Origin of the sequence: Lacticaseibacillus sp. 53-4 (assembly GCF_016861805.1) — a bacterium.
Taxonomy (GTDB): domain Bacteria; phylum Bacillota; class Bacilli; order Lactobacillales; family Lactobacillaceae; genus Lacticaseibacillus.
In genome coordinates, this window is sequence record NZ_BOLT01000035.1 from 1 (window position 1) to 8435 (window position 8435).

Consider the following 8435-nt stretch of genomic DNA (forward strand, 5'->3'; position numbering starts at 1 on the left):
GCCGGCAAAACATATCAAATTAACTATAAAGTCATCACTGAACGGTCAAAGTCAGCAGCCTAGTTCAGTACTGACTAAGTAAAGAATTCAGAGCACTAGTTTCTTCACTTTCTCTGATATTTTTATTTCCTACAAACAATGTTTCTGATTAGTCACGCGCATGTCAGTAGGGTGGCAAGCGGTCAACCCGCTGATGAGTGCGCTTATTTGTGACAAATCGAGCCAAGCCGCACGTCAATGAAAACAAGCAAGGTGCTGTACGCCTGACTAACTACATTCGGTTGAAAGGGCCAGTAAATGGCAATCGTCATCCGTGAAAATCTATGTTACACTTAAGGCGTTAAAAATCTTGTTTTTCAAAAATAGGAGGAATTACACTTATGCCATTTGTACGCGGCACAGAATTGTTCCAAGCTGCTCGTAAGGGTCACTATGCTATTGGTGCGTTCAACACTAACAACCTCGAATGGACTCGCGCTTTGCTTCAAGGCGCCCAGGATCTCAATGTTCCGATCCTGATCCAAACATCCATGGGGGCTGCTAAGTACATGGGCGGCTACAAGCTTTGCAAGGCTTTGATCGAGCTTGAAGCTGAGTCCATGAACATCACCGTTCCGGTTGTTATTCACCTGGATCACGGTGACTTCGAAGCTGCTAAGGAAGCTATTGCTGCCGGCTACAACTCCGTTATGTTCGACGGCCACGACCTGCCATTCGACGAGAACCTTGCGAAGACCAAGGAAATCGTTAAGTTGGCTCACGCCAAGGGCATTTCCGTTGAAGCCGAAGTTGGTTCAATCGGCGGTGAAGAAGACGGCGTGATCGGCGAAGGCGAACTTGCTTCCGTTGAAGAAGCCAAGACCCTTGCCGCAACTGGCATCGACTTCATGGCTGCCGGCATCGGCAACATTCACGGCAAGTACCCTTCAAACTGGAAGGGCCTGCACTTCGACCGTCTGCAAGAAATCGCTGACGCCGTTGACCTGCCACTGGTTCTTCACGGTGGTTCAGGCATCCCTCAGGACCAGGTTGAAAAGGCCATCTCCATGGGGATCGCTAAGCTCAACATCAACACCGAATGCCAGCTGGCCTTTGCTAAGGCAACTCGCGAATACATCCTTGCCAACAAGGATCAGGAAGGCAAGGGCTATGACCCTCGCAAGCTCCTGGCCCCAGGCACCAAGGCAATCACCGACACCTTCAAGGAAATCTCCGGCTGGATGGGTACCCGCCCAGTCAAGATGGTCCCAGAAGAAATCAAGTAATTCAGCGCTTTTGCGTATTAAGCACTCTGCCCTCGCGGCAGGGTGCTTTTTTTGTCGCACAACGCAAAAAAAGGCGGCCCGATTGCTCGGGTCGCCCGGTGCATCGAACGACCGTGATTCGTCAGTGCCACGGTTGTTAGATTTCACGGATTCATTCGCTGGGGGAAAAGCTATTCAGTTACAGTTCAGGTAGTGTCGTAAACAGCGAGTCAGTCTGCGTGTAGCGCACGCTGGCTTCGATAAACTTCTCGTAGTAGTTGGTGTCGTTGAGGCCAAAAATCTGCAGTTTCTGCAGTGCAGCTGCCAGCTCCTCGGCAAACGCGCTGTCCGGCGCGGTGGCCAAGTTACTCAGGGTGAACGTGTGCCGGTGAGCATCGGCGTCATTGTAGCTCAGTAGTAATTGATACATGTGCTTACCTCCTTTCTCTCAGACTGTCAGCTGTCGCCTTACTCGACGACTTCGCTGGTGGTAATCACCTGCAGTGACCCTAACTGATCGGCCGGATTGACCTTGCCGATCAGCTGGGCAAAGGCCATCAGGTTCTCATCGCTCGCATTGGCGCGAATGTTCGCGAACGCGCGCCGCAGCACGTAGTTCGGATTGTCAGGCTGCACATAAGTCAGCGAGATCCGCTGCCGTACGATTTCCTTTGCCATTGTGCCTGCCTCCTTTCTCAAAAAAAGTGGTAAGCCCGCTTCTTGCGGCCTTACATGAATAGAAAGCCGGCACCGGCCAAAAGTTCACAGCGGACTTGCCGCGGCCTCAGCCGCCTTGAGCGTCTGGTACTTGGCGTGGATGCGCCGCAGCACATTGGTCAAGTTGGACTGGCTCAGGCCCAGGTAGGCGCGGGTTTCTGCTCTCGTGAACGCCTGGTCGACCATAGCTTCAAAGACTGCCTGCTCGCGCGGTGTCAGCTGGCTGCGCAGTCGGGCCACCAGCGCGACCTCCGCGTCTTCGTCCAACCACTTTACCAGCCCATCCTGTGGGTCAGTATCGGCTGCTGGTTCCCGGCGCGCGCTGCGTTCATGCACAGCCGGGCGCCGCTGTTCGCGTGTCACAATTTTCAGCAGCCCATAATAGACAAACAAGCCGGCAAGCTTGTTAAATTTGATCCGCTCCGCTTGCGTGCGCACCGGGTCGCGGTAGCGCTGGTAGTAAGCAACGTAGATCAGCATCCCCTCCTCCACCAAATCATCGTAATCGGCCTGACCGGGCCAGACCTGCAACCGGCGCACGGCGGCGTGCACGACCCCCGCGTTGGCCAAGTACAGCTCAAACCCTGTTTCAGCGTTTCGCATCATTAGCAACTCCTTGCACCTAAGTGCTTAGATTTCATTGGCGCCAATGATGAAGCGAGTATATTGACTTTGCTGATGGCGGTACAGGCGGGATCGTCGGCGGGGAAAAGACGGTCAGGTCAGCACTCTCGTCTTGCGGCCGACCCCGCGGCCCCACTTGTCTAGCCTGCCTCAGCACGCCCTATCCCGCCGCAAAAAGGCTGTGATTTCAATAGTAACCACGGCCTTTTGGTACAGCGATGAAACTAAGATGCGCTGATTAAACTAACCCCGCGTGCCGAAGTCAGATTCGTTGACAAAAAGTAAGCCACGTGCATATGATGAGCACACAAGGGAGAACGTTTGTTCTAAACACTATCAGAATCATATTTTTGGGAGGACAAGCTAATGTTGATCATTGAAAAAACCGATGGCAGCCGCCTCACCGCTGCCAGTTTCCATCCCCAAGACTTAGAGGCAGCGGCGGGGGCACTGCCTATTCGCGATGATCTGTTGTTCATCCACACCCTAGTCTTGATCATGCCGTTCACGAACGAAAACACACGCACCATTGCCATCGACGCCGAGACTGGCCCCTATGCAGTGAGCCAGGAAACGCGCGCGCTCACCCGCAAGATGGGCCTGCTGCTGTCGCCGTTTCACGAGGAATTGAACGCAGCCCGTCAGCACATCAAGACGAAAATGGGCATGCACGGCCGCCCGCCGCGCGTCATCGCCTACTTCGGCATGTTTTTCTTTCCCCTGGGACAAAGTGAATCCGGCGGGACAATCTGGATCGCCGGCCACTACCTCAAGACCCTCACCATCATTGAACCGCATGTCGTCCGGGTCGAATTTCAAACTGTCGCAGGCACCGGCTTCACCGTCACCCTGTCCAGTCCCACGCTGCCCAGCGCGCGGCGGCTCAGTCAGCTTCAGGAATTTGCTGCGGCGGTCACGCGGGAGATGCAGCCGACCTTGCGGCAACATTTTGGTGATATTTGCTACGGCGCGCAGTTCTCAGAGCCGCTGCCGGCGAATAATTACGCCCACCTGGATCTGAACGGCGACCCGCTGCCAGACGCCGAGGTGCCCAACCCCATGCGGCGCGAACTCGACCAACTATGGCCTCAGTTGCAGGCGCGGCTGAGGGACGAAGGTCACTACATCGACTTGCCCCAGCTGCGAGCGGAGCTGCTTGATAACCTCCGGCACTATCAGGAAAGCGACTAGCAAAAGAGGCTCGACCGACGGGAAATTCGCGTTGGCCAAGCCTCTCTTAGTTTATCGTAAATTCTGAAGGTCCAATTTCCAATAACCCGAGTGGCTGTTCAATCAGGCTGGATATATATTGAATATTTATCGTATTAAACGTATGATATGGCTATTGCTTCTTTTGGGAAGGGGTACACACATGCACAAACATACTTGGCTCACATTATTAATGACCGGCCTCTTGGTTTGGCTCCTGGCCGCCATCGCCCAGCCGCAGCCCGTCCACGCGGCCACCGACGACTCCCTGGCTCGCATCCAGCAAAAAGGCACCTTGGTGATGGGCAACTCACCGAACTACCCGCCTTACGAGTTCACGACCAACGTGAACGGCAAGGAGCAGGTCGTCGGCATGGACATCGAGATCGGCAAGCAAATCGCGAAGGACCTCGGCGTGAAGCTGGTGGTCAAGCGCATGGACTTCGATTCGCTGCTGGTGGCGCTGGAAACCGGCAAGGTCGACATGATCCTGTCCGGCTTCTCCCCGACCGCCGAGCGCAAGCAGCACGTGGACTTTTCCAACACGTACTACACATCCAAGCAAGACATCATTATCCTCAAAACCGACAAGGGTCTGTACTCGGATCGCAAGTCCTTTAATGATAAGAAAGTCGGCGCGGTGGTCGGCAGCATCGCCTACAACCTGGTCAAGCAGCAGATGCCTGGCGCTAAGGTCGTCGGCATGCAAAATGCGTCCGACCTGGTGCTCGCACTCAAGGCGGACAAAATCGACGGCATCGTGAAGGACTCGGCCTCGGCCGTAGCGTACGCCAACTCCGACCCGACACTCGCGGCCATCGACGGCAAGTTCACCGTGTCCGGCGCCGAATCCGGCAACGCCATCGCGCTGCCGAAGGGCTCGTACGCGTTGCAGGCCGCCATCAACAAAAGCATCGCTAAAATCCATAGGAAGGATCAGATCAACAAGCAGTTCCTGCCTGAGGCGTCCAAGTACATTTCCACCGGCGCTAAAACCCACACCATGTGGCACTACTGGACCTACTTCGCCAAGGGCGTTGAGTACACCGTCGGCATCTCGCTGGTCGCCGTGATCATCGGGGTCTTGCTGGGCTCCGGTCTCGCCTTCGTCCGCTTGGGGCATATCACCTGGCTGAAGCAGCTGGCCAACGCGTACGTCACCTTTGTCCGCGGCACGCCGCTGATGGTCCAGGTCATGTTTATCTACTTCGGCATCGGGACGTTCTACAACGTCTCGGCGGTCGTTGCCGGCACGCTGGCGGTCGGGCTAAACTCGGCGGCCTACGTGTCCGAAGTCTTCCGCGGCGGCATCCAGGCCATCGCCAAGGGCCAAACCGAGGCGGCACGCAGCCTGGGACTCAGCCAGCGCGACACCATGCGCTACGTCGTCTTCCCACAGGCGCTCACCGACATCTGGCCGGCTTTGGGCAACGAGTTCATTTCGCTGATCAAGGAAACCTCGATCGTCTCGATCATCGGCGTGGCGGATCTGATTTACCAGATGCGCATCGTGCAGGCCGACACTTACCGCGGCGTCTTGCCAATCGCCATCGCGATGGTGCTGTACTTCATCATGACCTACAGCCTCACGAAACTCCTCGCCTTTTTGGAGAAGAAAATGCATCACGAAGTCACGGTGTAACACGCCGCGCAGCCTCGGCCTTGGCCGGGGCTTTTTTCGTCTCCTAAGTCAATCAAATGTGCAGTATAATATTCGTAATAGTGGGCATAATTTTTGAGAGGGGTGTACAGATGAACGCGTCAGCACTGTTTAATGCTGAGAACCGGGCCAGTTACCGCATCCTGCAAGCCATCAGTAACGCCTCGAACCAAACCCTCGCCGAAACCACGCTGTCAGAACAATTCGGCCTGACCAAGTACAAGTTGAATAAAGTCTTTGACACGCTCAACGCCGACCTGGTCGCGGTGTCCACTGACACCCCGAGCTACCTCGACGACTTGGAAAAAGGCTACTGGCGCGCCCATCACCTCACCAAGGTGATCCTGCAAAAGCTCCGGCTGATGTACCTGAAGCGCAGCTACGAGTTCACGGTGTTTGAGTACCAGTTCTTCTTTTCCGAGCGCACGCCCAAAAGCAAATACATGAAGGAACACTTCATTTCCAACGCCAAGTTCTACGAGGCCTCGGCTCAGTTGAAAAATGACCTGGCGGATGATTTTCTCTCGCCCCACGAGCCTGCCGACACCGAATTTGCGACGCGGCTGGCGCTTTTCCAGTTTTATTTCGTGGCCTACAACGGCATCGCCAGCCCCTTCAAAGAGCTGGACGAAACCGTCGAGGCGCTGATCCGCACGCTGGAGGCGCAGCTGGACGTGGCACTGCTGCCGACGCAAACTACGAAGCTGCGATTTTTCCTCAAGATCTGGCTGCTGCGGATGATGAACGGCCAGCACATCGAAAAGGTGCTGCCAGGCGCACTCGAGTTGCCTGGGGCCAACGGGCGCCTCGACGGAATTCACAAGATTTTGCCAAAACAGTTCGGGGTCACGTCTGCCGAACTCGACTACCTGTACGCCTTTTTGGCCATTTGGCACTACCTGCCGCCGGCCAGCGAAACCGACTTGATTTCGGCCGCACGGCTGCCCAAGGCGGGGCGGATGACGGATGAATTCCTGGTGCTGGTCCAAAGTCGCCACATTTTGGATGACCCTGGCGAAACCGACTTAAGCCCCCTGCGGCAGGCCTTGTTCGGGCTGCACGTGCAGATGGTCACTTTCTACCTGGCACCGACCACCTTCATCGACGACCAGCAGATTAGTTTTTTTGCGAATCTCTACCCCGGCTTCGATGAGCTGATCCTGACGTTTATCAGTCAGCTGGCCAAGCGCGCCGACCCGGTGCTCAACCGGACGATGGCGGTCAACCTGTACTTTTCCTACATGTTCACGCTGATCAACTACCTGCCGACCGAGGCGCTGCGCGACAAAGTGTACGTGTGCGTCGATTTTGCGCAAGGCCCGATTTACACCGACTACATCTCGCGGACCCTGTCCAGCTTCGACAACGCGTTCATTGTCGTCGAACACCGGCTCTCTAAGCACACCGACGTCTACTTGTCGGACTTTTCTGACCCGACTCTGGCCATTCCCCAGGTCACGTGGGCGAACCCCCCGTCCCCAGCCGATTGGGGCGAGTTGGCGGACTTAACCGTACGCGTGAAACAGGCCAAAATGCAGACAGTCATACCGAAAACGGTGAGTGACCCATTTTCACTGAAGCGAAAGGACGCAAGCGATGACAAAGCTGACTCATAACGCAAATCAAATCGGCGCCGTCCTGATGGGCGCCGCGGCGCTGACCGGCGTCACCCTCGCGGCTCCGGCCATCACGCCAGCAGCCCCGGTCCAAGCGGCAACGCAAGCGACGACCGTGCTGGGCGCGAGCTGGAGTACCCTGGCCAGCACTGCAGATGGCACCCTGGCCTCGCAGCACTTCGTTGGCAGCCAAGTCACGGCAACGGTCAGCGGCACGCACCAGACGCTGGCGACAATCACGCTGGCGGCGGGCGATTTTAGCGTCATCGACGACGATACGGTCGCCGGCACCTACTATGCCAACCTGACGGCTCAAGGCCAAAGCAACCTGGCCGCGGCAGTCAAGGCCGCGATCGGCGATAACAATTACGTTGTGTCCTCAAGCATTCAGGGGGCGCTGGCCGTGAACCCAGCTGGCACTGGCACTGCCGTCATGACTTACGGGTACGTTGACGGCAACCAGGTGATTGCGACGATCCAGCAGCAGCTTGGCCTGCAGTCCGCAGGCACCTACATTGCGCAGCCGCCTGCCGGCTACGCGCTGGCAGCTGGGCAAAGTGACCAAATCCTCTTTAACATGACGTCCCGTATGATGACGGCAACGATTCAGGTCACCGCTCAACAAACCTCGAGCTGCGCCGACTCCAGTCAGTCAAGTGGCGCCAGCGCAGCGGACTCAAGTGCGGCCTCAGTCGCCCAAAGCATTGCCGCAAGCAAGGCAGCCAGTGAGGCAGCCGAGAGCGCTGCGATTTCCGAGGCTAACTCCATTGCCGAAAGCAAGGCAGCGAGCGAAGCAGCGGAGAGCGCCGCAATCTCTGAGGCCAACTCCATTGCCGAAAGTGAAGCAGCAGAGAGTGCTGCGGTCTCTGAGGCTAACTCCATCGCCGAAAGCAAAGCAGCCAGTGAAGCAGCGGAGAGCGCCGCGATTTCCGAGGCCAACTCGATCGCCGCAAGCAGAGCCGCAAGCGAAGCAGCAGAGAGTGCTGCGGTCTCTGAGGCTAACTCCATCGCCGAAAGCAAGGCAGCCAGTGAAGCGGCAGAGAGTGCGTCGATTTCCGAGGCTAACTCCATTGCCCAAAGCAAGGCGGCTAGTGAAGCATCGCAGAGCGCCGCGATTTCCGAGGCTAACTCCATCGCCTAAAGCAAGGCAGCCAGTGAAGCGGCAGAGAGTGCGGCGATTTCCGAGGCTAACTCCATCGCCGAAAGCAAGGCAGCTAGTGAGGCAGCCGAGAGTGCCGCGATTTCTGAGGGCAACTCCATTGCCGCAAGCAAAGCGGCCAGTGAAGCATCCCAGAGCGCCGCAATTTCCGAAGCTAACTCCATTGCCGAAAGCAAGGCGGCTAGTGAAGCAGCGCAGAGCGCCGC

At 56.7% G+C, this 8435-nt stretch carries 9 protein-coding genes; 5 read left to right on the plus strand and 4 right to left on the minus strand.

Annotated elements, in window-relative coordinates:
- The first annotated feature begins 380 nt into the window (after positions 1-380).
- Entirely contained in the window at positions 381-1265 is an 885-nt protein-coding gene (gene fba, locus JUF21_RS10625) for a class II fructose-1,6-bisphosphate aldolase (RefSeq protein ID WP_203623490.1), read from the plus strand.
- 178 nt (positions 1266-1443) lie between these two features.
- Here fba and JUF21_RS10630 read toward each other — a convergent pair whose 3' ends face one another.
- From JUF21_RS10630 to JUF21_RS10640, 3 genes are all read right to left on the minus strand, one after another.
- Positions 1444-1674 carry a hypothetical protein gene (locus JUF21_RS10630; RefSeq protein WP_125758247.1) on the minus strand — a complete coding sequence of 77 codons (231 nt, stop codon included), beginning with the start codon at positions 1672-1674 and terminating at the stop codon, positions 1444-1446.
- A 38-nt stretch (positions 1675-1712) separates the two neighbouring features.
- Positions 1713-1922, minus strand: coding sequence for a hypothetical protein (locus tag JUF21_RS10635; RefSeq protein ID WP_203623491.1), 210 nt, complete (start codon positions 1920-1922; stop codon positions 1713-1715).
- An 84-nt stretch (positions 1923-2006) separates the two neighbouring features.
- Positions 2007-2564 (minus strand): sigma-70 family RNA polymerase sigma factor, encoded by a 558-nt coding sequence (locus tag JUF21_RS10640; RefSeq protein ID WP_203623492.1) that lies wholly within the window; start codon positions 2562-2564, stop codon positions 2007-2009.
- A 387-nt stretch (positions 2565-2951) separates the two neighbouring features.
- On the opposite strand from JUF21_RS10640, the gene JUF21_RS10645 reads away from it, so the two are divergent.
- From JUF21_RS10645 to JUF21_RS10660, 4 genes are all read left to right on the plus strand, one after another.
- The gene (locus JUF21_RS10645) at positions 2952-3776 is read left to right on the plus strand and encodes a competence protein ComK (RefSeq protein WP_203623493.1); all 825 of its coding nucleotides are present in this window, start codon (positions 2952-2954) and stop codon (positions 3774-3776) included.
- Between the two features lie 211 nt (positions 3777-3987).
- The gene (locus JUF21_RS10650; RefSeq protein ID WP_203664530.1) at positions 3988-5436 is read left to right on the plus strand and encodes an ABC transporter substrate-binding protein/permease; all 1449 of its coding nucleotides are present in this window, start codon (positions 3988-3990) and stop codon (positions 5434-5436) included.
- 110 nt (positions 5437-5546) lie between these two features.
- Positions 5547-7070 (plus strand): hypothetical protein, encoded by a 1524-nt coding sequence (locus tag JUF21_RS10655; RefSeq protein WP_203623494.1) that lies wholly within the window; start codon positions 5547-5549, stop codon positions 7068-7070.
- Complete coding sequence (locus JUF21_RS10660; RefSeq protein ID WP_203664526.1) at positions 7051-8211, plus strand: MBG domain-containing protein; 1161 nt, start codon at positions 7051-7053, stop codon at positions 8209-8211. The genes JUF21_RS10655 and JUF21_RS10660 overlap by 20 nt, the downstream gene beginning before the upstream one ends.
- Here the strand turns inward: JUF21_RS10660 and JUF21_RS10665 are convergent.
- The coding region (locus JUF21_RS10665; RefSeq protein ID WP_203664528.1) for a hypothetical protein at positions 8208-8435 on the minus strand (228 nt) is incomplete at its 5' end. The two genes, JUF21_RS10660 and JUF21_RS10665, sit on opposite strands and share 4 nt — an antisense overlap.

What these genes read in the sequence shown, in the direction of transcription:
- fba (WP_203623490.1), top strand. Translation starts at nt 381, where the DNA reads ATGCCATTTGTACGCGGCACAGAATTGTTCCAAGCTGCTCGTAAGGGT.
- JUF21_RS10630 (WP_125758247.1), bottom strand. Translation starts at nt 1,674, where the DNA reads ATGTATCAATTACTACTGAGCTACAATGACGCCGATGCTCACCGGCAC.
- JUF21_RS10635 (WP_203623491.1), bottom strand. Translation starts at nt 1,922, where the DNA reads ATGGCAAAGGAAATCGTACGGCAGCGGATCTCGCTGACTTATGTGCAG.
- JUF21_RS10640 (WP_203623492.1), bottom strand. Translation starts at nt 2,564, where the DNA reads ATGCGAAACGCTGAAACAGGGTTTGAGCTGTACTTGGCCAACGCGGGG.
- JUF21_RS10645 (WP_203623493.1), top strand. Translation starts at nt 2,952, where the DNA reads ATGTTGATCATTGAAAAAACCGATGGCAGCCGCCTCACCGCTGCCAGT.
- JUF21_RS10650 (WP_203664530.1), top strand. Translation starts at nt 3,988, where the DNA reads ATGACCGGCCTCTTGGTTTGGCTCCTGGCCGCCATCGCCCAGCCGCAG.
- JUF21_RS10655 (WP_203623494.1), top strand. Translation starts at nt 5,547, where the DNA reads ATGAACGCGTCAGCACTGTTTAATGCTGAGAACCGGGCCAGTTACCGC.
- JUF21_RS10660 (WP_203664526.1), top strand. Translation starts at nt 7,051, where the DNA reads ATGACAAAGCTGACTCATAACGCAAATCAAATCGGCGCCGTCCTGATG.